General features: G+C 59.1%; 18 protein-coding genes and 1 tRNA gene. 13 read left to right on the top strand and 6 right to left on the bottom strand.

The annotated features are described in order from the left end of the window. Window positions 1-90 precede the first annotated feature (90 nt). The 3 genes from Q0792_RS04075 to Q0792_RS04065 are packed head-to-tail and all read left to right on the top strand — an operon-like array spanning window position 91 to window position 8,856. Window positions 91-7,506, top strand: a complete 7,416-nt coding sequence (locus tag Q0792_RS04075) for a GAF domain-containing protein (protein ID WP_298836678.1) — start codon at window positions 91-93, stop codon at window positions 7,504-7,506. Further along, a complete protein-coding gene (locus Q0792_RS04070; RefSeq protein WP_298836676.1) occupies window positions 7,503-7,838 on the top strand; it encodes an Hpt domain-containing protein in 336 nt (111 codons plus the stop codon). Before Q0792_RS04075 ends, Q0792_RS04070 begins: the two co-directional genes overlap by 4 nt. Beyond that, window positions 7,831-8,856 carry an adenylate/guanylate cyclase domain-containing protein gene (locus Q0792_RS04065; RefSeq protein ID WP_298836674.1) on the top strand — a complete coding sequence of 342 codons (1,026 nt, stop codon included), beginning with the start codon at window positions 7,831-7,833 and terminating at the stop codon, window positions 8,854-8,856. The genes Q0792_RS04070 and Q0792_RS04065 overlap by 8 nt, the downstream gene beginning before the upstream one ends. A 124-nt stretch (window positions 8,857-8,980) precedes the next feature. On the opposite strand, the gene Q0792_RS04060 is transcribed toward Q0792_RS04065, so the two are convergent. Further along, window positions 8,981-9,056, bottom strand: a tRNA-Thr gene (locus Q0792_RS04060). 140 nt (window positions 9,057-9,196) lie between these two features. Between Q0792_RS04060 and Q0792_RS04055 the strand changes: the two genes are divergently transcribed. After that, window positions 9,197-10,072 carry a hypothetical protein gene (locus Q0792_RS04055; RefSeq protein ID WP_298836672.1) on the top strand — a complete coding sequence of 292 codons (876 nt, stop codon included), beginning with the start codon at window positions 9,197-9,199 and terminating at the stop codon, window positions 10,070-10,072. A 9-nt stretch (window positions 10,073-10,081) separates the two neighbouring features. Here Q0792_RS04055 and Q0792_RS04050 read toward each other — a convergent pair whose 3' ends face one another. Together Q0792_RS04050 and Q0792_RS04045 are read right to left on the bottom strand one after the other, a co-directional pair. Next, the gene (locus Q0792_RS04050) at window positions 10,082-11,185 is read right to left on the bottom strand and encodes a Gfo/Idh/MocA family oxidoreductase (RefSeq protein ID WP_298836671.1); all 1,104 of its coding nucleotides are present in this window, start codon (window positions 11,183-11,185) and stop codon (window positions 10,082-10,084) included. A 12-nt stretch (window positions 11,186-11,197) separates the two neighbouring features. Then, window positions 11,198-11,905: a GntR family transcriptional regulator gene (locus Q0792_RS04045; RefSeq protein WP_298836670.1), complete on the bottom strand. Its 708-nt coding sequence runs from the start codon at window positions 11,903-11,905 to the stop codon at window positions 11,198-11,200. Between the two features lie 99 nt (window positions 11,906-12,004). Here Q0792_RS04045 and Q0792_RS04040 point away from each other — a divergent pair, with 99 nt between their 5' ends. The 6 genes from Q0792_RS04040 (at window position 12,005) to dctP (ending at window position 17,629) form a co-directional block, all read left to right on the top strand. Next, a complete protein-coding gene (locus tag Q0792_RS04040) occupies window positions 12,005-13,159 on the top strand; it encodes an LLM class flavin-dependent oxidoreductase (protein ID WP_298836669.1) in 1,155 nt (384 codons plus the stop codon). A gap of 2 nt (window positions 13,160-13,161) precedes the next feature. Beyond that, window positions 13,162-14,052, top strand: a complete 891-nt coding sequence (locus Q0792_RS04035; RefSeq protein WP_298838604.1) for an aldo/keto reductase — start codon at window positions 13,162-13,164, stop codon at window positions 14,050-14,052. Between the two features lie 20 nt (window positions 14,053-14,072). Then, on the top strand, window positions 14,073-14,576 hold the full coding sequence (locus tag Q0792_RS04030) for a flavin reductase family protein (RefSeq protein WP_298836668.1): 504 nt from the start codon (window positions 14,073-14,075) through the stop codon (window positions 14,574-14,576). Between the two features lie 77 nt (window positions 14,577-14,653). Then, window positions 14,654-15,244, top strand: a complete 591-nt coding sequence (locus Q0792_RS04025) for a TRAP transporter small permease (protein WP_298836666.1) — start codon at window positions 14,654-14,656, stop codon at window positions 15,242-15,244. Then, entirely contained in the window at window positions 15,244-16,539 is a 1,296-nt protein-coding gene (locus Q0792_RS04020) for a TRAP transporter large permease (protein ID WP_298836664.1), read from the top strand. The genes Q0792_RS04025 and Q0792_RS04020 overlap by 1 nt, the downstream gene beginning before the upstream one ends. Before the next feature lie 31 nt (window positions 16,540-16,570). Next, complete coding sequence (dctP, locus tag Q0792_RS04015; protein ID WP_298836662.1) at window positions 16,571-17,629, top strand: TRAP transporter substrate-binding protein DctP; 1,059 nt, start codon at window positions 16,571-16,573, stop codon at window positions 17,627-17,629. A gap of 35 nt (window positions 17,630-17,664) precedes the next feature. On the opposite strand, the gene Q0792_RS04010 is transcribed toward dctP, so the two are convergent. Then, window positions 17,665-18,135: a tetratricopeptide repeat protein gene (locus Q0792_RS04010; protein WP_298836660.1), complete on the bottom strand. Its 471-nt coding sequence runs from the start codon at window positions 18,133-18,135 to the stop codon at window positions 17,665-17,667. A gap of 33 nt (window positions 18,136-18,168) precedes the next feature. Between Q0792_RS04010 and Q0792_RS04005 the strand changes: the two genes are divergently transcribed. Further along, window positions 18,169-19,422 carry a cytochrome c peroxidase gene (locus tag Q0792_RS04005; RefSeq protein ID WP_298836658.1) on the top strand — a complete coding sequence of 418 codons (1,254 nt, stop codon included), beginning with the start codon at window positions 18,169-18,171 and terminating at the stop codon, window positions 19,420-19,422. On the opposite strand, the gene Q0792_RS04000 is transcribed toward Q0792_RS04005, so the two are convergent. Both Q0792_RS04000 and Q0792_RS03995 read right to left on the bottom strand, forming a co-directional pair. Next, window positions 19,423-20,736, bottom strand: a complete 1,314-nt coding sequence (locus tag Q0792_RS04000; protein ID WP_298836656.1) for a GH1 family beta-glucosidase — start codon at window positions 20,734-20,736, stop codon at window positions 19,423-19,425. Continuing rightward, window positions 20,733-21,770: a LacI family DNA-binding transcriptional regulator gene (locus Q0792_RS03995; RefSeq protein WP_298836652.1), complete on the bottom strand. Its 1,038-nt coding sequence runs from the start codon at window positions 21,768-21,770 to the stop codon at window positions 20,733-20,735. Before Q0792_RS03995 ends, Q0792_RS04000 begins: the two co-directional genes overlap by 4 nt. 255 nt (window positions 21,771-22,025) lie before the next feature. Here Q0792_RS03995 and Q0792_RS03990 point away from each other — a divergent pair, with 255 nt between their 5' ends. After that, a complete protein-coding gene (locus Q0792_RS03990; protein WP_298836650.1) occupies window positions 22,026-23,381 on the top strand; it encodes an ABC transporter substrate-binding protein in 1,356 nt (451 codons plus the stop codon). Between the two features lie 81 nt (window positions 23,382-23,462). Next, window positions 23,463-24,443, top strand: a complete 981-nt coding sequence (locus Q0792_RS03985) for a carbohydrate ABC transporter permease (protein ID WP_298836649.1) — start codon at window positions 23,463-23,465, stop codon at window positions 24,441-24,443. Window positions 24,444-24,453: the final 10 nt, after the last annotated feature.

Genomic DNA, 24,453 nt, shown 5'->3' with positions numbered 1-24,453 from the left:
ACGTTCTGAGTTGTTGGTTTCGGGTAACTTTTGTGGCTAGTCTGTTCAAAACGAGCAACCAACCGGTATGAACAGGGCGATCTGAACACTTTGGAACAAGACAAACGCCCCTCATCTGCTGCAGCGCCCGACCCGCGTCCGGAACTGAGCGCTTCTGATCTGCAGGCGCAGCTTGCGGCGATGTCAGAGATCATGCAGGTGATGAGCACGTCACGCCATGATGAAACCCCGATATTTGATGCAATTCTGGAAAACGCCCGGACACTGTGCAATGCGCGCATGGGCGGGCTGATCCTGGCCACGGCACAGGACGAACACCAGACGCTGGCCGCGCACAAAGGCCTGTTGCCCAGGGCCGTCGAGATGTTTGAGACTGGCCAGCTGAAAATGGATCCGAACCTGTCATACGCCGCCAGGTGCGTTATCAACAACGAACTGATTGCCCATGCGGATATGGGCGAGAGCCGGCTCTACCGGGAAGGCAGCCCGGTTGTCCGGTCGATGGTGGATGAAAACAATATCCGCAGCGTTCTGTTTGCCCCGCTGACCCGGGACGGATCAGCCATCGGACTGATCACGCTTTTCCGTGACGAGGTCGATCCCTTTACAGAAAATGAGATTGCGCTTGTCCGGGCGTTTGGCGCTCAGGCCGTCATTGCGCTCGACAATGCGCTTCAGTTCAGGGACATGCAGGCGCGGCTCGAACGCGAGGCCGCGACGCGTGAAATTCTCGCCGTTATCAGCCAGAGCCGCGATGATGCAGAGCCGGTGTTCCGCGCCGTCCTGCAGCAGGCCGAGCGGCTTTGCGGCGCTGACGGCAGTGGGCTTCAGCTGGTCAACGATGCCGGGACGCATTTGTACATCGCAGCAAGCAGCGCGCACAAAGATTACGGCTCGTTCCCGCCAGGTACCGCGTTTGATTTGTCAGAGCCTCTGGGTATGTGCGTGGCGGTGCGCGAAGCGCGGGTGGTTCAGGTTGAGAACCTCGCGGACACAGACCTTTACAGACAGGGCCATGAAGGACGGCGCAAACTGGTGGACGTTGAGGGCGTTCAGACGCAACTCAGTGTACCGCTGCTGAAAAGTGGCGTGGCGTTTGGTAACATCACCCTGTCACGGCGCAGGCTCAGCGCATTCAGTGCCGATGAAATTGCTCTTGTCGAAACATTTGCCGCCCAGGCTGTGATTGCAATCGAAAACGTGCGCCAGTTCCGAGAGGTTCAGACCCGTCTGGAACGCGAAAAGGCCTCGGCGGAAATCCTCGATGTTATCAGTCAGAGCCGGGATGACGAAACGCCCGTTTTTGACGCAATCGTCCGGAACGCTGAACGGCTGTGTAAGGCACCGATGACGATGTTTCTGCTGCTGGAGGACAACGACACAAAATGGCGTCTGGTGGCCAGTGCGGGAGAAGCAACCCGGTCGATGACCGTGGGTGATACCTGGGAGGCAAACGACAGTCAGACCACTTTTCAGAGCATCCTTCAGCGGCGGGTGATCCAGCAGGATGACCTCAAAGAGACCGAATACTATCGGTCCGGTCACCCCATTGCGCGGCAGCTGGTAGACGAAGAGGGATTGCGGACACGGGTCTGTGTCCCGCTGATCTCCGAAGGAAAAGGACTGGGCGTTCTGGTGCTGTGCCGTCGTGAGGTGGCGCGCTTTTCCCCGGATGAGACGGACCTGGTTTCAACTTTTGCTGAACAGGCCGTCGTTGCTGTTCAGAACGCGCGTCAGTTCAGGGCGACGCAGGATGCGCTCGCCCGTCAGACAGCCACATCGGATATTCTCGGTGTGATTGGCGGGTCGCAGTCGGATACCCGGCCGGTTTTCGAGGCAATCGTCCGGACCGCTTCAGAGATGAGCAAGGCAGTGTACTGCATGCTGCTGCGGGTTGATTCCGGCGTTTCAGAATTCTGCGCCAGTGCGGGGTATTCTCCGGCTGCGCTGGACGAACACGATGTGCGTGAGCCGATTGCGCTGAATGAGAACACAATCGCCGGTCGTGTTGCCAGCAGCGGTGAGATTTACCTGCTCGAGGACGCGTCATCGCCTGACTATCATGACCACGCTCTGGCCAGCCAGATGGGGCTCGAAAAAGCAATGGGGATACCGATCCGCGTCGGCGGCAGGGTATGGGGCGTGATCTCGCTGGGCTGGCATCGCGGGTATACGCCGCCCGCCGAAGACGTGCAGCTGGTCGAAACCTTTGCGGATCAGGCCAGCATTGCCATTGAGAATGCACGGCTCTTTGATGAAACACAGGATGCTCTGGCCCGCCAGACTGCAACATCGGATATTCTGCGTGTTATCAACAGCTCAGGAAACGATCTTCAGCCAGTATTCGATCTTGTTACACGCAGGTCAGCGGAACTCTGCGGGGCAGCGTTCTGTATTGTCTGGCGCTACGACGGACAGCTGAACCATTTCTGTTCCAGCCACGGTTTCAGTGATGAACGGATTGAGGCTTACAGGGCCAACTGGCCGGCCCCTCTGATCGAAGACAACATCACCACAAAGGTGATCCGTTCCGGTGAGATTGTTCATCTCGAAGACGCTCAGGACCCTTCGTACTATGACCACGCAATCGCGCGGGAAGTCGGGTTCAGACATCTTGTGGGCATACCGATGCGCGTTGGTGAGGACATCTGGGGCACGGTCGTACTGGCGTTTCCGGACGGAAAAACGCCCTCGCAGGCTGACATTGATCTGGTTGATACATTTGCGCGGCAGGCCGGTATCGCGATCCGGAACACGCACCTTTTCAAAGATACCGAAGAGGCCCTGCAGCAGCAGACCGCGACCGCAGATGTGCTCAAGGCGATCAGCGAGGATGCTTTCGACCTGCCGTCGGTTCTGCAGCGACTGATCGAGGCCGCGGCAAGGTTGTGCGATGCCTCAATATGTATTCTGTTCAACCGCGTAGGCGACGAGCTTCATCTGGGCGCAAATACCGGATGCTCGGCGGAGATGATCGCATTTCATTCTGAAAACCCGCACAGGCTTGATCGCACGAATGTCGCCGGGCGCGCGGTCATCGAAAAGCGGACAATCCACATTCCCGACATCACGCAGGACGCGGATTTCGCGACACCGGAATCAACTGAGCTGGGGGGCTGGCGATCGATCATTGCGGTGCCACTGATCCGTGACGGGCAGGTCATTGCAGTGCTTGATCTGGCCCGTCCCGAACCCACGCCGTTTACGCCCAGACAGATCGAACTGGTGGAAACCTTTGCGGATCAGGCGGTCATCGCCCTGAACAACGCGCGCCTGTTCGAAGAAGTGGAGGCACGCACCGCAGAAGTCACCGAAGCGCTCGAATATCAGACAGCCACATCCGAAGTTCTGGATGTCATTTCCCGCTCTCCGAACGAACTGGACCCGGTTCTGGAACAGATCCTGAGCGTGGCCTCCCGTATCTGTGCGCCGGAATATGCGTTCTTTGCCATGCGCGACCCGCTGGACGGCCTTTACCGTGTTGCGGCGTCAAACAATGTTTCGCCCGCGTTCCTTCAGTACCTGAGCGACCATCCGATTGCGCCGGGGGAAGGCTCCTGCATCGGCCGGACGGCGCTGCACGGAAAAACGGTCTGTATCTCTGACACGCGAAACGACCCGTCCTACACCTGGAAAGAGGCCGCTGATATTGGCGAATATCTTACCACGCTTGGTGTGCCGCTTGTGCACAAGGGCATTACGGTCGGTGTTATTGCCATGGCCCACAGTGAAGCGGGGGCGTTCACGAAAAAGCAGATCGGGCTGCTGGAAACCTTTGCCGCCCAGGCTGTGATTGCGATCAGTAATGCCCGGCTCTTTGATGAGGTACAGCAACGCACAGCCGAGGTGGAGGACGCACTCGTGCGCGAACAGGCCAGCGCAGAAATCCTGCAGGTCATCAACGAGGCAACCTCCGATCTGCAGCCGGTTTTTGACCTGATCGTGCGCAAATCGGCCGAGCTGTGCGGCGCCAGGTTCTGTGTGTTTGACCGCGTTGAAGGCGGTGTTTTTCACTTCACGGCCCAGCATGGCTTTCCGCCTGAAGCCGAGACTGATCTCAAGGCGGATTACCCGGTCACGGACGGCACCGGGCATATGTCGTACAAAGTCAGCCAGTCAGGCCGGACTGAGCATTTTGAAGATGCCTGGAACGGAGAGTACTTTTCGCCGGAACTGGCCCGCAGTGTCGGGTTCCGCAGGGTTCTGGGCGTTCCGGTCAAGGCGGAAGGCCGCGTCTGGGGCGTGATCATTCTTGCATGGCCCGACACCACGCCACCGGCGTCGGAATATGTCGAGGTGGTTCAGACATTTGCCAGCCAGGCGAGCATCGCGATCGAGAACGCCCGGCTTCTGCGCGAAACCCAGGATGCGCTCGCACGGCAGACTGCAAGCGCGGATGTCCTGCGGGTGATCAGCGAGTCGCCTTCTGACACCAGACCCGTGTTCGAGGCGATTGTGAAACAGGCAGCCGCACTGATCTCGTGTGATCTTGCCATCTCGCTGCTGCTGGAGGGGGATGAGTTCTGGCAGGTTGCTGTGGCAACACCTGACGGTCTGGAAAAAGAAATCAGCGAGATGAGGACAAAGCTTGACCCAGAGGCAAACCTGCCCTCGCGCGTGCTGGCCGGAAAGAAAATCATTCATCTTCCCGACTGGGATGCGGTTGATCTGCCGGCGCGCGACGCCGCGATCCGGGACAGGCACGGGTTCAGATCGTCGCTGATGCTGCCCCTGATGCGGGGTGATGTGTGCCTCGGCGGGCTTGGTCTGATCCGCAAAACCAAACGGGCCTTTACCGACGACGAGACCGCAATTGCGAAATCGTTCTGCGATCAGGCGGTGATTGCTATTGAAAATGTTCGTCTGTTTCATGAAACGCAGACAGCGCTGGCGCGCCAGACGGCCAGTGCGGATATTCTGCGTGTTATCAGCCAGTCGCCGACTGATACCACGCCGGTGTTTGAGGCCATCGCGCGGGCAGGGTGTCAGTTGCTCGGGTGTGACGGATCAGTTGTTATGCTGCGTGACGGCGACACGCTGACCCCAACTGCCGGCGTTCAGAACGGCGGGGTGCTTGATACGCTGGTGCGGCGGAAAATTCCGATTGATCCTGGCCGGAATTACCCCTCACGCGTGGCCGCAACAGGGCAGATGGTGCATATCCCGGACCACCGGGAGGCGGAACTGTTGCCGCATGAGGTCGACACCTTTGAAAAGTTCGGTCTGAAATCAGTTCTTTACCTCCCACTGCTGCGCGAGAATGAAAGCGTCGGGGTCCTGATCTTTACCCGAACAGAAACCGTGCGCAGTTTCTCGGAGGACGAGATTGAACTGGGCCATTCGTTCTGTGATCAGGCCGTTATTGCCATCGAAAACGTCCGTCTTTTCAATGAAACTCAGTCCGCGCTTGCCCGGCAAACAGCCAGTACAGATATCCTGCGTGTGATCAGCAGCGTTCAGACGGATGTTGCGCCGGTTATGAACGCAATCTGCGAGGCTGCGACATCCCTGCTGTCCAGCGATCTTGCCTTTGTCATGATAAGCGACGGCAAAACCTATTCACCTGTGGCGGGCGCGACGCCCGACGGCAAACTGGAAGACCTCGGGCCGCAGAACCTGCCGGTTGATCCTGCGGCGAACTTTCCGTCGCGCGCGATCAGCGAACGCAGAATTCTGCACCTGCCGGACTGGACGAACATTGAACTGCCGCCGCATGAACAGAGAATCCACGACCGGTACGGCGTTCATTCGGCGCTCTACGTCCCACTGGAATACAAGGGGGATTTCCAGGGTCTGCTGGTGTTTGCCCGGGCGGAAAAGAAGGCCTATTCCGGGGACGACATTGATCTTGCATCTTCGTTCGGCAATCAGGCGGTCATCGCGATTGAGAACACCCGCCTGTTCCGCGAGGCCGAGGAAGCGCGGGCTGCGGCCGAAAAGGCAAACGAGGCCAAGAGCGCATTCCTTGCCACGATGAGCCACGAGATACGCACGCCCATGAACGCGGTGATCGGCATGAGCGGGCTGCTGATGGACACCAGTCTGGATGCCGAGCAGCATGATTACGCCCGTACGATACGCGACAGCGGGGATGCGCTTCTGGGGATTATCAACGAAATACTCGACTTCTCCAAAATCGAAGCCGGCCAGATGGACATTGAGGATCATCCTTTTGACCTTCGGGAGTGCATCGAATCTGCACTGGACCTGGTTGCCGGCCGTGCAGCGGAGAAGCAGCTCGATGTTGCCTATATTCTGGATGACAATGTCCCGGCGGCCATCAGCGCGGACCTGACCCGGTTGCGACAGATCCTGCTGAATCTTCTGTCGAATGCCGTGAAATTTACGGAAGAGGGCGAGGTTGTCCTGTCGGTCAGCGCCACGCGCAGCAGCGGCAAATCGGTGTCGCTGGAATTTGCAGTCCGGGACACCGGCATCGGTCTGACGGAAGCCGGAATGGGACGGCTCTTCCAGTCTTTCAGTCAGGCCGACAGTTCCACCACACGCAAATACGGTGGAACCGGACTGGGTCTGGCGATCTCAAAGCGTCTGGCCGAACTGATGGGCGGCACCATGTGGGCCACCAGCGAGGGCGCGGGCAAGGGCTCTTGTTTCTGCTTTTCCATCGATGCGCGAAAGAGCGATCTGCCGGAAGCGCGCTCCCGCAGCCTGGCGGGAGAGCAGTCCGAGCTTTTGGGCAAGCGCCTGCTGGTGGTGGATGACAATGCAACGAACCTGAAAATCCTGTCTCTGCAGACACAGAAATGGGGTACCCGGACCGAAGCGTTCTCCTTACCGGGCGAGGCGCTCGATGCTGTGGTGCGGAACGATGCATTTGATCTGGCCATTCTTGATATGCACATGCCGGACATGGACGGTGTGGCCCTGGCGCATGAAATCCGCAGGCATCGCCCGGATCTGCCACTTGTGCTCTTCAGTTCGCTTGGCATCCGCGATGCAGAGGCGGAGGACGACCTGTTCGCAGCCTATCTTGCGAAACCCCTGCGCCAGTCGCATCTCTTTGACACGCTGGTCACACTTTTTGCGCCTGCGGGCGTTCCGAAAATCGAACCAAAACGCAGCGACAAGCCCAAAACCGATCCTGGAATGGCCATGCGTCACCCGCTGCGGATTCTGCTGGCAGAGGATAATCTGGTAAATCAGAAACTTGCGATCCGTCTGCTGGAACAGATGGGATACCGGGCGGATCTGGCCAGCAACGGCAAAGAGGCGCTCGAGAGCGTCGCACGCCAGACCTATGACGTTGTCCTGATGGATGTGCAGATGCCCGAAATGGACGGGCTGGAAGCGTCCCGCAGAATTACGTCGGAGTACGACGCTGACGCGCGCCCGCGGATTGTTGCGATGACAGCCAATGCCATGGAAGGGGACCGTGAAATGTGCCTTGCTGCAGGCATGGATGATTACATCGCCAAGCCCATCCGCGTTGACCGGCTGATCGAGGCACTGCTGAATGTGCCGCCTTATGTCAGGGAGAAAACATGACAGAAACTCTTGTAGACCCCGACGCCATTGCCGAACTGGCGGATACGATGGGCGCCGATTTCGCGTCCGAGCTTGTTGAAACCTTTCTGGGAGATGCGCCCGATATGATCGCAGCGCTCAAAGAGGCGCTGTCAGCCGGTGATGCAGATGGCTACCGGCGTGCGGCGCATTCCATCAAATCGAACGCACAGACGTTTGGCGCCGGCGCGCTGGCCGATCAGGCACGCGAAATGGAGCTGACAGGGCTGTCTGCCGGCGCGCCCGCGATACCGGAGCTCGAAGACATCTGGCATCGGACAGCCGCCGTGCTGAAGGGCCTTCCGGATGGGTGATGAAAAGGGTCATCTGCTGATTGTTGACGACAACAAAGTCAACCGTTTGCTGATGTCGCGCAGCGTCGAGCTTCTTGGCCACCGGGCGTCGGTTGCCGAAAACGGCGCTGTGGCGATGCAGATGCTCGGGCAGGGGGCGTTCGACATGATCCTGCTTGATATCGAAATGCCTGAGATGGACGGTTTTGAGGTGCTGGAGGCGCTGAAAGGCGATGCGGAACTGCGCGATCTGCCGGTTATTGTCACATCGTCTGTCGAAGGCCTCGACAATATTGTCCGCTGCATCGAACTGGGCGCGGATGATTACATTCCCAAGCCTGTGAACAAGACGCTGCTCAATGCGCGGGTAAGCTCGGGACTGGAGAAGAAGCGTCTTTACGACGAGCAGAAACGTCTTCTCAAACGGTTTGCGACGGACGAGGTGGCTCAGGACCTGCGCGAACAGGGATTTGCCATCGGCGGGCGGCGGATTTCGGCAACGGTCCTGTTCTGTGACATCCGGGATTTCACCGCCATTTCCGAAAACATGTCGCCTGAAGACACGATTGAGCTGCTCAACACCTACTATACGCTGATGTTCGAGGCGGTCACCTCACAGGGCGGCATCGTAAGTCTGATGGTCGGAGACGGTCTGATGGCGCTTTTCGGTGCGCCGCAACCTCTCGAAAACTCAGCGCAGAGCGCCGTTTCTGCAGCTCAGGAGATGCTTGGCATGATCGAGGTTCTCAATGCCGAACCCGTATCGCTGGATCAGCCCGAACTCCGGGTTGGTTTCGGTATTGCGACAGGTGAGGTTGTCGCCGGGTATGCAGGGACAGATGCGCGCGCGACCTATACCTGTATAGGCAGGACAGTGAACCTCGCAGCACGTCTTGAGGCGCATACCAAGCTCGCAGGGCACAGCATTCTTCTGGACCCTGAAACGCACCGTCACCTTGACAGTCCGGAAAGTTGTTCGCCGGTTGAGGCCGTACGGTTCAAAGGGTTCACAGATGCTCTGGACGTCTTTGGCCTGTAAAAGACTGCGCGCAGCAGCAGGTGAAGTGTACCCCGGGTCTGAAGCGGGCCGGGCACTGGCCTGCGCAGAATAAACGCGCCGTTGCCACGGTGGTTCTGGCTGATGGTTTTGTGCATTCAGGGAATGGTGCCCCCACACGGACTCGAACCGCGGACCTACTGATTACAAATCAGTTGCTCTACCAGCTGAGCTATAGGGGCACTGGGCGGTCGTTTAGTCAGTTTGTGGCGCTGGTGCAAGAGGGGAAATACGAGAAATTTCGCCATTGCGATAAGGTTTGAACCCGCCGCATGCACACGATAGCCTGCGCTCACTGAAATTGCCTTTTCCCGGGATACTGATGCAGCTGGTTTTCCACACAGGCGCGCACTTCACGCAGGAAGATCGCGTGATGAAATGTCTGCTGCGCAACAAAGACAGCCTGGTGCCGAACGGAACAGCCGTGCCCGGACCGGGACGGTACCGCAAGCTCATGCGCGGGATGCTGTCTGCGATGGAGACAGCCCCTGCAGCACCTGATGCGCGTGAGTTGTTGCTGGATGCCATTCTTGAGGGGGAAACAGCAGACCGGGTGCTTTTGTCCCATCCTCATATATTTGGCGTGCCCCGGGCAGCACTGCGCAAAGGAGTTCTTTACCCTAAAGCGCCCGCGCGGATGGCCGGCCTTGCAGAAGTCTTTGCACAGGATGATCTTGAGTTCTTTATGGCTCTGCGCAACCCGGCAACTTTTCTGCCTGCTGCTTTTCGCGAATCCCCGCGCGAGGAAATGGCCGACTTTACGGATGGTTTTGATCCGCGCGTGATCCGGTGGTCAGATACGCTGTTGCGTATGCGGGAGGCAGCGCCGGATGTTGCCCTGACGGTCTGGTGCAATGAAGATGCGCCGATCGTCTGGAGCCAGGTCATCCGCGAGATTGCGGGACTGGATCACGGCGTGTCCGTGACCGGGGCATATGACCTGCTGGAAGATATTATGGAGCCGGACGGGCAGGTGCAGTTTCGCGAGTACGTCAGAACGCGACCGGGGCTCACCGAGATCCAGCTTCGCCGCGTGATGGTTGTTTTTCTTGACAAATTTGCCCGCGACGACGCCATCGAAGAAGTCATCGATATGCCCGGCTGGAACGCGGAGCTGATCGCTGACATGACCGCCGCCTATGAAGAGGACGTCTTTGAGATTGGCAGAATCCCGGGCGTCACGCTGATCGCGCCCTGAAGTCTGTGATTATGCTGACCCCATGGTAACGGCCTGACCTGTCAGCGCCGACTGCTGAGCAGCCATACCCATCCGTACGGCCATCAGCCCGTCGGCAAAGGACACGTCGGGAGCCGCGCGCGCGCCCTGCACCAGTTCAAGGAATCCGCGGTGCTGGTAGAAGGTCGATCCGTTGTGGTCGCCGGCTTCCAGCAGTTCGGGGTCCACAGGGATTTCGCGGACCTCCGGGCGCTTCGGGTGTCTCGGACTCAGCTCCAGAAGCGGTGTTGGCGCCGGGCCAAGATCGGCAGGCCAGAAGCGACCCGGCCCGGGAACAAAGGCCTCGATGCGGCCAGCGGGGCCGACGGCAGAAATTTCTTCCTGGTAGCGTGCCCCTTCGGCGAACATGCACAGTTCGAGCATCGCGCGGGCGCCATTGGCAAAATCAACGATGACATATCCGTTGTCGATAATGTCGGGTGTCTGTCCGTCATAGCTCTCGTCCAGATGGTTGACCGACTGATCCGCGCTGGCCATCACACGGACCGGCTCTGACCCGATGGCAAGTCGCATCAGATCAAAGAAGTGGCAGCACTTTTCGACGAATGTGCCGCCGGTTTTGGCATTGAAACGGTTCCAGTCACCGACCTTTTCCAGAAACGGAAAGCGGTGTTCCCGGATGCTCAGCATCCGGATGCCGCCTGTAACCTCCGGCGCTGTCAGCAGCAGGGCCGAGATCGGCGGCATATAGCGGTACTCCATTGCCACCCAGACCGGCGCGGGATAGGCCGCAATGACCTGCTGCAGCGGTTCGATGTCAGCGGGGTCTGTCAGCAGAGGCTTTTCGACGAGCAGGGGCAGGGGGCGGATGCGCGCGATCTCGGATATCTGGCCGGCATGGCAATGGTTCGGGCTGGCAATAACCAGACAGTCCAGCGCATTGACGGCGAGAAGCTCTGCGACTGAACTGGCAAACTGCACATCCGGCACTAGCGCCGCAGCCTCGCGGCGCATGCCGGCGTCGGGCTCGAAAATGGCGTGGACCTGCGTATCCGGCAGCAGCGCGATGTTGCGGATGTGCTCCTGGCCCATCATGCCGCAGCCAATGATACCGTAACGTGTTGGAGTGCTCATGAGGTCATTTTCCTATTTCAGACGCTGCACATAGTTGGCCCGTGCCGGATCAAACCATGTGCGTGAAAATTCGATGGCCCCGGGCCGGTCTGCCCAGGAATAGCGTTCGATGTATCCGCAGGGCGCGCCTTTGCGCCCGAATCTCTCTGGTGTCCAGTCCGGAAGCGCACCGATGCTGACCCGGTCTTCGGCCCGTGTCACCCAGAAGCCCAGACGCTGCAGATAGGTCTGGTAAAGCGAATCGGACAGCATATCGCGGCTCAGTTCTCCCATGCCCGCATCCAGCCAGATCTCTTCGACAGCAATTGCTGTATCATTGAGGAAACGCTCGCGGCGGATGCGCGTGGCCCGGTCTGACGTACCGAACTCCGGCAGGTCTGCCGGTTTCACAAGAGTCTTCACATCAAGAACGTCAGCGCGCGGGAGCCCGCCACCCGACAGCAGCTCCAGTCGGAACATCGCATATGTCCCGCCGGGTCCGCCTTTGCGCTGTATATAATTTCCCGAGCCCTGCACGCGCCGCAGCAGACCTTTCTGCTCCATTACACGCAGAGCCTTGCGCAGCGTACCAACGGATGTGCGCAGCTCAGCAGCCATCCTGCGTTCCGGTGGCAGGCGTTCACCGTCCATCAGCCGACCGGTGTCAATATCGCGGATCAGCAGCTCAGCAAGCTGCACGTATTTGGGCAGGGGCCCCGGATTTTCTGGTGCAGATGACATGTCAGCCCGCGGGGAAACCGAAAATTGATACACGATTGATCTACCACGAAACGGATGCTATGCAAGAACAAACCGAAGATCTTTTCACAGGGAACAACAATGACGATTGTGCCGGTCACATCTGCCGATCTGGACGCCGCTGAGGTGTCCTGGTTCTCGGCGCTCTGTTCTGACGATTACCAGTTTCTGGGCGTGCCGGACGGCGACCTGCGGTCAAGCTGGGCGCATTGCTCGGACATCGTAAAAACAGCTGAAGCGCAGGGGTTCCGCAATATTCTGTGCCCGTCCTCTTATCAGGTAGGGCAGGACACGCTGAGCTTTGTGGCGGGCTGCGCGCCGATCACTGAAAAGATCAACCTGCTGGCGGCCGTGCGCTGCGGTGAGATGCAGCCCATTATGCTGGCACGCACCATCGCGACGCTTGATCATATGCTCGAAGGGCGGCTGACCATTAACATCATCAGCTCGGATTTTCCGGGCCAGAAAGAACCCAGCCCCTATCGGTATCAGCGCTCGCGCGAGGTGGTCGAAATCCTCAAACAGGCCTGGAGCCGGGACGAGATCAACCACGCCGGCGAGGTGTACAACTTCTCGGGTCTGACAACCGATCCGGTGCGCCCGTATCAGACCGGCGGTCCGCTGCTGTACTTTGGTGGCTACTCTCCGGATGCGCTCGATCTGTGCGCTGAGCATTGCGACGTTTATCTGATGTGGCCGGAACCCAAAGACCAGCTGGCTGAGCGGATGAAGGCCGTGCACGCGCGTGCGGTGGAAAAGGGCCGGACGCTGGACTATGGCCTGCGGGTACACATGATCGTGCGCGACACCGAGGCAGAAGCCAAGGAATACGCGGAGTATATCGTCTCGAAACTGGACGACGAATACGGCCGGAAAATCCGCGAACGCGCGCTGGATGCAACATCGCTGGGCGTTTCTCATCAATCCGCCAACCGTGATATCGCCGACGAGTTCGGGTACATTGAACCGCATCTGTGGACGGGCGTCGGGCGCGCCCGCTCGGGCTGTGGTGCGGCGATGGTGGGTTCGGCCGATCAGGTGCTGAGCCAGATCGAAGAGTATCAGAAAATGGGCATGCGCGCGTTTATCTTCTCGGGCTATCCGCATATTGACGAAGCCGAGCACTTTGGCCGTCTGGTTATGCCACAGCTGAAAACCTGTTCGCTGCCAGAGGCTTATGGCAGGGTGCCTGCCAGTGCTCCGAACACACCTCTGGCCGCAGGAGAGCGCCGATGAAAATGCCCCGTGTGACCCTCTCTGAAAGCCTTGAGGTCAGCCGTATCGTATATGGTATGTGGCGTCTTGCCGATGACAGCAACACGTCACCCGAACATGTGCGGGCGAAAATTGATGCCTGCCTTGAACAGGGCATTACCACGATGGACCAGGCTGACATTTACGGCGGTTATGCTGCCGAAGAAGTGCTTGGTGCCTGCCTGCGGCAGAGTCCCGGCCTGCGCGATCAGCTCGAGATCGTCACCAAGTGTGATATCGTGGCACCCATCGGAAAATACAGTGACCGGCGGGTAAAGTATTACGATACGTCCGCGGCTCATATCACTGCCTCTGTTGAGGCGTCGTTGAACTATATGGGGATTGATCACATTGATCTCCTGCTGATCCATCGCCCCGATCCGATGATGGACGCAGCCGAGACCGGCGCTGCGCTCGATGCGCTGATCGCGGGCGGCAAGATCCGGAATGCAGGCGTGTCCAATTTCCGCCCCTGGGACTGGGATCTGCTGCAGTCGGCGATGACAAACAAACTGGTGACCAACCAGATAGAACTGAGCCTTGCCGCACGCGACAGCTATACCAACGGCGATCTGGCCCATCTTCAGATGCACGGCATTGCGCCCATGGCCTGGTCCCCGCTGGGCGGCGGAAGTCTGATGACTGAAACCAGCGATGTTGCGACGCGCATGGATGCCATCGCTGCTGACCAGGGCGTTGATCGTGCGGCGGTTGCCGTGGCCTGGCTGCTGGCGCATCCGGCGGGCATTCTGCCGGTGATGGGCACAAACACGCTTTCACGCATTGCGACGTTCGGCGATGCGCTCCGGGTCAGTATGGACCGCCAGACCTGGTTTGAGCTTTACGAGGCGGCAAACGGATACGAGGTGCCATGATGGCTGACGGATCGCTCCAGATGACTCAGATGCAGCAGTTTGTGCCTGACGCTGCAAACGCCCGGGACCTGCGCGATGCTTTTGGCCGTTTTGCCACAGGTGTGACCGTAATCACCGCGATGACGGATGACGGCCCGATCGGCATGACCGTCAACTCTTTCTCCAGCGTATCGCTCGACCCGGCGCTGGTTTTGTGGTGCCCTGCCAAATCATCGGGGCGTTATGATCATTTTATCAACGCAAAGCATTTTGCGGTTCACGTGATGGGTGCCGACCAGGCGCATATCGCGATGGGTTTTGCAAAATCGGGCGCTGCGTTTGACGGGCTGGATGTTGCGGTCAATGCATATGGCGTGCCGCTGCTGGGAGGCTGTCTGGCGCGCTTTGAGTGCGAAACACAGGATATTCACGACGCCGGCGACCATTCGATTGTTGTCGCACGGGTAAGGGCTGCCGCGTTCCGGGAGGGGGATGCGCTGATTTTTTGCCAGGGGGGCTTCGGACAGTTTGACAAAGACGTCTGAAGACGCGCCAATGGTACCGCGGGGAAAACCCGCAATCTGATCCGGGGAAAACCCGGGCAACAGGGAGGAGGCGCCTCATGGGTGCACTGCTGGCGGTTATGACACCGCTCCGGCTGGTCAACGAGGCCGTTCTGGCGGTTGGCCGGGTTATAGGCGTCGTCGCTGTGGCCGCTATGGTGGTCGCAATCCTGATACAGGTATTTTATCGCTACGCCCTTAACAACGCCCTGCCATGGCCGGACGAGGCCGCGCGTTTCTGCATGCTCTGGATGACGGGACTTATGGCTCCCACGGCGTTTCGCCGGGGGGGCTTTGTGTCGATTGATACGCTGGTGCGTCTGCTGCCCAAAGCGGTCGGCGCGCTTTTGTCCCTGCTTCTGCTTTTCATGAGTCTGCTGGTGCTGATCGTCGCAGTGCGCATCGGATGGTCTGAAGTAACGGGTTTTGCCGGGCGGTTTGCGACTGCCTCGCTCTACTTGCCTACAGACATGAGTTTCGAGAACTGGTTCAGGGTCCCGCGCAGCTGGATGATGGCCTCATTGCTGGTCGGCGTCGTTCTGCTGATATCGGTGAACGTCGAGCTGATCCTGCGCGCGCTTGTGCGCATGATGGGGGGCGAAGATCATCTGCCGCCTGTGTCCCTCGAAGAACAGGTGGGGGCTGAATAATGCTGGTCTGGTTCCTTCCGCTTTTCCTCGTCTTCCTGATGATCGGCCTGCCGGTGTTCTTTGGGTTGCTGGCTGCGCCCGGACTGCTTCTCTGGCTGGACCCGGAATTCAGTACCAAGGACATCACACTGCTCTACCGCAATGTTTACAACGGGATGGACAGCTTTCCGCTGATGGCGATCCCGTTCTTTATGCTGGCGGGCGAGCTGATGAACCGCGGTGGCATCACCATGCGTCTGGTGGAGTTCAGCCAGGCGATGATGGGGCATTTCCGGGGTGGCCTGGCGCACGTGAATATTCTCAGCTCCATGCTTTTTGCCGGTCTGTCCGGTTCGGCTGTGGCGGACACGTCAGCGCTCGGATCCATGCTGATCCCGGCCATGGAAAAGCAGGGCTATACACGTAAATTCGCCGCCGCAATCACGGCGGCCAGTTCCGTGATCGGGCCGATCATTCCGCCGTCGGGCATCATGATCATCTACGCCTATGTCATGGGCGAAAGCGTTGCAGCACTCTTTCTCGCGGGCATCGTGCCGGGTATCCTCGTCGGACTTGGTCTGATGCTGATGGTCAAACTTCAGGCGGATAAATACGACTTCCCCGTCGCCACCAAAAAACACAGCTGGGGCGAGCGGGGGCAGGCGAGCCTCAAGGCCTTTTTCCCGCTGCTGACACCTGTCATCATTCTTGGTGGTATCCTCGCGGGTGTTTTTACGCCAACGGAGGCGGCGGCCGTTGCCGTTGCCTATGCGCTCTTTATCGGCCTGTTTGTCATGCGCACGCTGAAGCTCAGTGATCTGCCCGATGTGCTGGGCCGCTCTGGCCTGACATCGGCTGTTGTGCTGTTGCTGGTTGGTGCTGCGATGGCGTTCAAAACGGTTGTCAGCCTCAGCCATGCGCCCGAGGCGATGGCCGAGTTTGTCCTGTCGCTGACGTCCAACCCGCTGATCCTGTTGCTGCTGATCAACCTGTTGCTGTTTGTGGTGGGGATGTTTCTAGATGCGGGCCCGGCGATCATCATTCTCGGCCCCATTCTTGGCCCGATCTTTGTCGAGCTGGGTGTGGATCCGATCCACTTTGCCATCATCATGAGCGTGAACCTCACGGTGGGTCTTGCAACACCGCCTATGGGGCTGGTGCTTTTTGTTGCCTCATCAGTTTCCGGTGAACGTGTTGAGGCGATCTCGAGGGCAATTCTGCCGTTCCTGGCTGTTGAAGTCGTGGTGATCTTCCTGATCACCTATTTCGAGCCGATTTCCATGACGATCCCGCGTCTGACGGGTTTCGCGAACTGAGTATAAACAAGATCCAATGGGAGGATACTATATGATCAGAACAACCCTGAAATCGCTGACGGTAGCGGCCATGCTGGCCGGGTCGGCGATGTCGGCAGCCGCAGCGGATTTCTCGATCCGTGCGACGGCCAACTCCAACGAGAACGACGAAGACTATGACGGTCTTGTTGTATTCAAAAACTACGTCGAGGCAGCCTCCAACGGCGCCATCGAAGTGGAGCTTTTTATCGGCACACAGCTGTGCGGCAACGGCGCTGAATGTCTGCAGGGCGTGGCAGACGGCACGATCGACGTCTATGTGTCCACGTCGGGCGGCGCATCCGGCATTTTCCCTTATGTTCAGGTGCTTGACCTGCCGTATCTGATGGCGGATGACCGGATCGCCGAGCATGTCCTTTCGGGCGATTTCACCCGCAAGATGCGTGAGATGGCTCTTGAAGATTCCGGTGACAGCATCCGTCTGATGACGATCGGTAACACAGGCGGCTGGCGCAACTTTGCCAATACCAAACGCCGTGTTGCAGAGCCGGCGGACATGGAAGGCCTGAAAATCCGGACGGTGGTTGCGGACCTGCCGCAGGAACTGGTCAAAGCGCTGGGCGCTGCCCCGACGCCGATCCCGTGGCCCGAGCTCTTCACGTCCTTCCAGACCGGTGTGGTTGAGGGGTCCAAGAACGGTATCACCGACATCATGGGGATGAAATTCCCCGATGCGGGCCTGAAATATGTCACGCTGGACGGACATGCTTACATGGGTGCGCTGTGGTGGATGAACAACGAGAAATTCAACTCGATGCCTGAAGACATGCGCCGCGTCGTGGTCGATGGTTTTTATGCGCTCCAGCAGGCAACCTTTGCATCGCCCAAGCGCAAGTCCATCGCTGCGTATGAGCAGTTCGTGGCCGAGGGTGGTGATCTTTATGTTCCGACACCCGAACAGAAAGCAGCCTTCAAAGAGGGCGCTGCACCGGTGTTTGACTGGTTCAAAGCCAACGTTGGCCGCGGAGAGGAAATCTTTGACGCGCTGACAGCCGCCGTTGCAGAGGCTGAGGCCGATGTGAACGCTGCGCGCGACGCCGACCTGAACTGATACCGGCTGGGGCGGTCATGTGACCGCCCCGCCATTTACCGGAACGGGTACATCCAGACCTTGTAATCTGCGACGAGAATATGCGCCTTCTCAATCTCTTCCGCCGTCATCTTTTTCACAACTTCCTCAAGACTGATCGCCGCGTCGGGGTCACCGCCAATGGCGCTGAGCGTGTACCACATATATGCGCGCACCAGGTCGGGGGCGGGCATGCCGCGCCCGACCTCATAATACCAGCCGATGCCCGACTGCGCACCGGGATGGCCTTTCATGGCCGACCGCAGATACCATTCAAAGGCGCGCTGATCGTCCCGCGGAACACCAAGACCCATGGCATACATCACGCCGATAAGCTCCTCGGCATCGGCATTGCCCGACCGGGCCGCGGGCCAGAGCGCGTCATAAGCCTCTTCAAAGAGACCTTCCTCCATCATGTCCCGCGCGGCCTCGATCTCGGCAAAAGCCGGCGTGGACATCAGGGCAAGGGCAAAAAATACGGCGCGCATGGTCTGGTTCTCTCCTGCTTTGCAACGCTTGCGATGGCGGGTGATCTGCCGCCGCCGCTGACGCAGGCGGATTTCATTCAGTTTGATCCCGCCCAGGCCGCTCTGGGCCATTCGCTGTTCTACGATACGGTGCTTTCCGGCAACCGCAATATCTCCTGTGCGCATTGCCATCACCCCGACCTCGGCACCGGCGACGGGCTGTCTCTGGGCATCGGCGAAGGCGGGCAGGGGCTGGGGCCGGAACGGACACCGGGCACGGGTGCTGACCGCGTGCGCAAACGAATCCCGCGCAACGCGCCGGGCCTCTGGAACCTGGGCGCACGGGATCTGACAGTGATGTTTCACGATGGGCGTCTGAGCATATCGGACATATACGGCAACGGTTTCAACTCACCGGCCGAGGAATGGCTGCCCACAGGGTTCAATTCATTGCTGGCAGCCCAGGCTGTTTTCCCGCTGGTAGCACAGTTTGAGATGGCCGGAAATCCGGGCGAAAATGAGGTGATCGGTGCGGTGCATGACCGGATGGACAACGCCTGGCCCATTCTGGCAAAGCGCGTGCGGACAACCGGTGACTATGGACCGCGGTTCGTCGCAGCCTTTGATCACATCACTGCACCCGAAGAGGTGACAATCGTCGAGATTGCCAACGCGCTTGCTGCCTTTATGGCCGTGGAATGGACGAGCTTTGACAGTCCTTTCGATCAGTATCTTGCCGGTGACAGTTCTGCGCTGACGCCCGACCAGCAGGCCGGAATGGCGCTCTTTTATGGCGATGCTGGGTGCAGCACTTGCCATGCGGGGGCGCTGATGTCGGATCAGGAATTCCATGCCCTCGGACTGCCGGCTTTCGGTCCGGGCCGGACCCGCGTTTTTGACCCCTATGCGCGGGATGTGGGGCGGATGAGCGAGAGCAATCGTCTGGAGGATGCCTATGCGTTCCGGACACCGATGCTGCGCAATGTGGCGCTGACCGCACCCTATGGGCACAATGGTGCATGGCCCACGCTGGAGGCGGCGGTGCGCCACCATCTGACTCCGCAGGCCGCGCGCGAAACATGGACACGGGCGGACGCGGCCCTGCCAGAGATCCCCTGGCTCGCGGCCGTCGATTTTGTCATACAGAACGACCGGCTGGAGATGGCGCGTCAGGCCGCAGTAGTGCCGGGCGACACCCGTGTTCTGGAGGCGCGCCAGATTTCTCAGATCGTTGCGTTTCTGGAAAGCCTGACGGGCAGCACCGTCGACACGCCACCCTTTGGCGTGCCGGCATGGTTTCAACCCTGATCAGCGACGCAGCGCCTCGGCGACGGCATGATATGACGCCTTGGGGGTGCGTTCGAGCGTATCAAAATCCACATGCACCATGCCAAAGCGTTTCTCGTAACCCAGCGACCATTCGTAGTTGTCCATAAGCGACCAGAAGGTATAGCCGGCCAGGGGTACGTCCTTGTCGATCGCGCGCAGCGCAGCCGCAAGATGGCTGTCGAGATAGGCCATGCGTTCGTCGTCAGGGCGGTCCGGTGTATCGGCGTTCGCCATACCGTTTTCCGTAATGTAAACGGGCAGATCGCCGGTATAATTCTGGTGTAACCAGGTCAGGATATATTCCAGCCCATCAGGTTCGATCTCCCAGCCCATCTGGGTTTTTGGCAGCGGCCCAGGCACTTCCTGCAGGGAGGGCCAGGCGCCGCTGTCGGGAGCAATTCTCTTGCAGGTGTAATAATTTACCCCGAACCAGTCGAGTGGCTGACCGATGAGGTCAAAGTCATTCTGCCAGCCCTTCGGCATGTAGGGTTCGATCCCTTCCATGACCTCTGCAGGGTATTCGCCTCTGAAAAGCCCTCCCACAAAGAAACGGTTGTAAGTCGCTTCATAGGTGGCCGCCGCGCGCTGCGCCTCTTCGCTGTCGTCGACGGGCATCACATGTTCAAAATTGCATACCGCACCGATGTTGCTGATCCCCAGTGCACGCATGGCCTGAACCGACCTGCCGTGGGCCGTCAGAACGTGATGCATGGCGTGTGCCGCCGCGCTGATATCGCGCATGCCCGGTGCCTGCAGTCCCAGAAAATGCGACAGCCAGGCCACGCACCAGGGCTCATTGATCGGCGCGACGCTGAACACCCGGTCGCCGATGCGCTCCATGATCACAGTGGCGAAATCGGCAAGCCAGTGGCTGATGTCCGGATTGCGCCAGCCGCCCAGATCCGCCAGCGCCGCTGGCAGCTCCCAGTGGTAAAGCGTGGCCATGGGCTTCAGATCCCGTGCCAGCATGCCGTCGACCAGACGGTCGTAGAAATCCAGCCCTTCGGCGTTCACAGCCCCGCGCCCTTCGGGCATCACACGCGCCCAGCTGGTGGAAAACCGATAGGCATCCAGACCCATGGCCTGCATCAGATCGAGGTCTTCTTTCCAGCGGTGATAATGGTCGCAGGCGGTCTGCCCATGCTCTGCGCGCACCACATTCCCGGGAGTAGCTGCGAAAGTGTCCCAGTGTGTCCGGCCGGCACCGCCAAAGGCATGTCCTTCGATCTGATAGCTTGATGTTGCAGCTGCAAACCGGAAGTCGGCCGGGAAATCGGAACGGCTGAATTTCATGATACACATCCTTCGGGGCAGGGGCCGGTGGACTGGCCAAGGATCAGTTCGGCTTCCCACAGATCGTGACACAGGGGGCCGTCGGGTGCTCTGATCCGGTCAATCAGCATCTGCGCGCATCTGCGGCCGGCATCCCGCACAGAAGAGCGGACCGCCGTAAATTCCGGCCGGTCACCCCCGTTGCTGAGATAAGAGATGTCGTCGTCGAAACAGGCTACAGAGATATCCCGTCCCAGCACATGGCCCCGCGCGCTCACAGCCCGCCGGATTCCCAGCGCAGGCACGATCGAGGATGCAACAAAAGCCGTCGGGGGCTCGTCGAGATCAAGCATTATGCTGGCCGATGTGTGACCATTCTGCTCGCTCATTTCAACCGAATGCATCAGCGCGGGATCCGGTTCGATCCCTGCTTTTTCCAGTGCACGCAGATACCCCGCACGACGCCGCTGTGCAAAATCCATTTTTTCCTGCCCGTTGATGAACCCGATCCGCCGGTGCCCGAGATCCAGCAGATGACCGGTCAGAACCTCAAGCGCGCGGGTGTTGTTGACGTCCATCCAGGCATAGGGCGTGTCGATATCGGATGCGCGCCCGTGCACCAGAAACGGCACACTGAGTTGCGCCAGATGTGTGATCCGGGGATCATCGCACACGGGCGACTGAACGATCAGCCCGTCGACGCTGCCCGTTTCGGCAAGCCTGCGATAGGTGTCGAACTCTTCATCATCACGGACGACAGACAGGGTCATGTTATAGCCGTTGAGTGAATAGACCTCTCCGGCACCGGCAATGAAATCCGCAAATACGATGTTCACGATCTCGTTCTGTTTGGAAAACGGAATAATGTGGCCGATCGACATTGAGCGTCCGGTGGCCAGATGCAGTGCCCGGGCGTTGGGGCGGTAATTGTACCGCTCGGCGGCTTCGGTCACGCGCCGTCGTGTTGCCTCATTGACCTCCGGGTACCCGTTCAGCGCCCGGCTTACCGTGGTGGGAGACAGGTCGAGCCGCTCTGAAAGTTCCTTGAGATTCATCCGCGCTGGTCCGCTTGTCGACGCAATTTCCGACCGACCCTAGGCAGAGAGCCGGTCCAGGTCAAAGAAGAATCCGAATTATGTTAGCGCCCAAACTGGTCTGCGATTCAAAACCTCCTGATTTTTCATCCCTGAGTTGACAGACTCGTCAGCTTGCTTCACCTTTTCGCTATTCAAAGCGCTTTGGAGTGATTCTTGGCGCCTAAATAATGAGCACTAAGGCGCCGCCAGAAGGCGCTGCAACGGGAGAAAATCATGACGGCACGCTTTTACGCCGGCGCAGCAGCGCTGGCTCTCTTCGCAGGAATGGCGCATGCGGACGGGCATCAGCCTTTCGCCGTGGGCGAGGGTGGCTTCAGCTGGGACAGCTTCAACGAATTCGCCGAAAAATATGACCTGTCCGGACAGACCGTGGAAATCACCGGGGCATGGACCGGAAACGAAAAAGAGAAAGTCGATGCCGTCTTCTCGTATTTCGAAACGGCGACCGGCGCGACTGTCAACTATTCAGGCTCGGACAGCTTTGAGCAGGACATTGTGATTTCCACGCGCTCAGGCTCTGCGCCGAACCTGGCAGCCTTTCCGCAGCCCGGTCTGGCAGCAGATCTGGCCAGCCAGGGTCTGCTGAGCCCGCTGCCCGAAGGATCGGCCGAGTGGATCGCTGACAACTACGCTGCGGGCCAGTCGTGGGTCGATCTGGGCACCTACGCAGATGCGGATGGCAACGATCAGACCTATGGCCTGTTCTACCGTGTCGATGTGAAATCGCTCGTCTGGTATTCGCCCATCGCTTTTGACGAAGCCGGTTATGACATTCCGGAAACCATGGAAGAGCTCAAGGAGCTGACGGACCTGATCGTTGAGGATGGCGGTACGCCCTGGTGTATCGGTCTGGGTTCCGGTGCGGCGACCGGCTGGCCGGCAACTGACTGGGTTGAGGAAATGATGCTGCGCACGCAGCCACCAGCGGTCTATGACCAGTGGGTTTCCAACGAAATGAAGTTTGACGATCCGGCAATCATCGCTGCAATGGAAGAATTTGGTTACTTTGCGCTGAATGACGACTATGTCGATGGTGGCGCCTCTGCGGTTGCCAACACAGACTTCCGTGACAGCCCTGCAGGCCTCTTTGCTATCCCGCCGAGCTGCTACATGCACCGCCAGGCGTCCTTCATCCCTGCCTTCTTCCCTGAAGGCACCGAAGTGGGCGAAGACGTGGATTTCTTCTACTTCCCGGCCTACGAAGGCAAAGATCTGGGCAAACCGGTTCTGGGTGCGGGTGCACTCTTCGCGATCACAAACCCATCCGAGGCCACCAATGCGATGGTCGAGTTCCTGAAGCTGCCCGTCAGCCATGAACTCTGGATGGCGCAGGGCGGTTTCCTGACGCCGCACAAGGGTGTGAACCCCGAGACCTATGCCAGCGACAGCCTGCGCGCACAGGGTGAAATCCTGCTGAATGCGACCACGTTCCGCTTTGACGCATCAGACCTGATGCCGGGCGAGATTGGTGCGGGCGCATTCTGGACCGGTATGGTGGATTACACCACAGGTGCCAGCGCCGAGGACGTCGCCAAAGGTATTCAGGAACGCTGGGACGCAATCCAGTAAACCTGTCAAAGACCACGAGCTCCGGCGTGTTCTGCGCCGGAGCCCATTCAACAGGGTACATTACGTCTTGGGAGGGATGCTATGTCGCCGCTGGTTCAGGGCCTGCTGACAATCTTCATCGGTGTCGGCGGCTGCGTCGGATACTTCTTTCTGTCCAACCTCATTCTCGACAAGGTGATCTTTCCGGCACGCGCCGAAAACCCGGGCCTGAATATCAACCGTGCCAATCTGGTACGGCCCTGGCTGTTCCTGTTTCCCGCGATGGCGGCTCTGGGGCTTTACCTCGTTTACCCGGTTGTGGGCTCGTTCTGGCGGTCCCTGTACAACAGGTCGGGCGATGAGTTCATCGGTTTTGGCAACTACGCCACGATGTTCTCAGACGATGGCTTCCAGGTGGCCCTGTTCAACAACTTTCTCTGGGTCCTCATCGTGCCGGCCTCGGCAACCTTTCTGGGCCTTCTTGTTGCCCAGCTCACCGACAGGCTGAAATGGGGCAACATTGCCAAATCCCTGATCTTCATGCCGATGGCGATCTCCTTTGTCGGCGCCTCGCTGATCTGGAAGTTCGTCTATGCGAATAATGCGGACATTGGTCTGATCAACGCGCTGCGCGACTTTTTCGGCGCTGAAGAGCCGCTCGATGTGCTTCAGGTTCGCTTCTGGAACAACTTCTTCCTGATGTTCATTCTGATCTGGATCCAGACGGGTTTCGCGATGGTGATCCTGTCGGCTGCACTGCGCGGCATTCCCGAAGAGACAGTCGAGGCCGCGATTATCGACGGGGCCAATCCGTTCCAGGTTTTCTTCAAGATCAAGGTGCCGCAGATCATGGGAACGATTGTGGTTGTCTGGACGACGATCACCATTCTCGTGCTCAAGGTTTTCGACATCGTCTACACCATGACAGGGGGCAACTTCGGGACTGAAATCCTGCCCAGCTACATGATGTCCTATATGTTCCGCGACGACGGTCGTGCCACCGCCGTGGCCTTTGTCATCATGATTATCGTTCTGCCGGTGATGATCTGGAATATCCGCCAGGCCCGCGCTGAGATGCGCTGAGAGGAAAACT

Origin of the sequence: uncultured Roseobacter sp., from assembly GCF_947495025.1 — a bacterium.
GTDB lineage: Bacteria > Pseudomonadota > Alphaproteobacteria > Rhodobacterales > Rhodobacteraceae > Roseobacter.
The sequence above is the reverse complement of the archived record's forward strand: the minus strand, read 5'-3'. Positions and strand labels throughout refer to the sequence as shown.